This is a genomic window from Streptomyces sp. NPDC048297, from assembly GCF_043201585.1.
Classification (GTDB): Bacteria; Actinomycetota; Actinomycetes; order Streptomycetales; family Streptomycetaceae; genus Streptomyces.
In genome coordinates this window covers 1-1,418 of record NZ_JBICZA010000092.1, presented here as the reverse complement: position 1 = coordinate 1,418, position 1,418 = coordinate 1, and the positions used below count along the sequence as shown (strand labels likewise).

At 68.4% G+C, this 1,418-nt stretch carries 1 protein-coding gene; it reads right to left on the bottom strand.

Features of this window, described 5'->3' with window-relative positions; all coding sequences use genetic code 11:
- Positions 1-91: 91 nt before the first annotated feature.
- On the bottom strand, positions 92-1,270 hold the full coding sequence (locus tag ACGFYV_RS37525) for an acyl-CoA dehydrogenase family protein (protein ID WP_393883030.1): 1,179 nt from the start codon (positions 1,268-1,270) through the stop codon (positions 92-94).
- Positions 1,271-1,418: the final 148 nt, after the last annotated feature.

Genomic DNA, 1,418 nt, shown 5'->3' with positions numbered 1-1,418 from the left:
TCAGCAGGGCGTCCAGGTCATTCGTCACAGATCGATCTTGGACGCCCTGCCTTCGTTCCCAGACGCACCGTCAGCATTCGGAATGACTCGTCTAGTAGGACTTGGGCAGGCCGAGAGTCTGGTGGGAGACGTAGTTGAGGATCATCTCCCGGCTCACCGGGGCGATACGAGCCACGCGCGCGGCCGTTATCAGCGAGGCGAGTCCGAACTCGCGGGTGAGGCCGTTGCCGCCGAGGGTGTGCACGGCCTGGTCGACGGCCTTCACACAGGCTTCCGCGGCCGCGTACTTGGCCATGTTGGCGGCCTCGCCCGCACCGATGTCGTCGCCCGCGTCGTAGAGGTGGGCGGCCTTCTGCATCATCAGGCGGGCCAGTTCCAGGTCGATGTGTGCCTGGGCGAGGGGGTGGGCGATGGCCTGGTGGGCGCCGATGGGGGTCTTCCAGACGCTGCGGTCGCGGGCGTACTCGACGGCCTTGGCGAGGGCGTAGCGGCCCATGCCGATCGCGAACGCGGCGGTCATGATCCGCTCGGGGTTGAGCCCGGCGAACAGTTGCAGCAGGCCCGCGTCCTCGTCCCCCACGAGTGCGTCGGCGGGGAGGCGGACGTCGTCCAGGACCAGCTCGAACTGCTTCTCGGCGGCCTTGAGTTCCATGTCGATGGGCCGCTTCTGGAAGCCCTCGGCGTCGGTCGGGACGATGAACAGGCAGGGCTTGAGGCGTCCGGTGCGGGCGTCCTCGGTGCGGCCGACGATCAGGACGGCGTCCGCCATGTCGACACCGGAGATGAAGACCTTGCGGCCGGTGAGGAGCCAGTCGCCGCTTGCCGGGTCGCGGCGGGCGGTGGTGGTGATGCGGTGCGAGTTGGAGCCGGCGTCGGGTTCGGTGATGCCGAACGCCATGAGGCGGGTGCCGTCGGCGAGGCCCGGGAGCCAGGTCCGCCTCTGCTCCTCGGTGCCGAAGCGGGAGATCACCGTGCCGCAGATGGCCGGGGAGACGACGAGCATGAGCAGGGGGGATCCGGCGGCACCCAACTCCTCCAGGACTATGGAGAGTTCGGTGATGCCGCCGCCTCCACCGCCGTACGCCTCCGGCAGGTTGACGCCGAGATAGCCCAGCTTGCCCGCCTCGGACCAGAGTTCGGTGGGGGGTTTGCCCTCGGCGACGGTGCGGGTGAGGTATTCGCGGCCGTAGCGCTTGCCCAGGGCGGCGACCGCGGATCGTAGGGCCTTGTGTTCGTCGGATTCGAGCTGCGTGGTCGGCTGCGTGGTCATGCGAGTCCTCCGCGTGCGGGTTGGGTGTGGTTTCTCGCGCGGTTCCCCGTGCCTCTAGACGAGTCATTCCGATGTGATCAGTGGTCGTAGGCGATCAGGGACCGCATGACCGGCTGCCCAGTCTTGTGGTTGTGCCAGATCGCCGCGG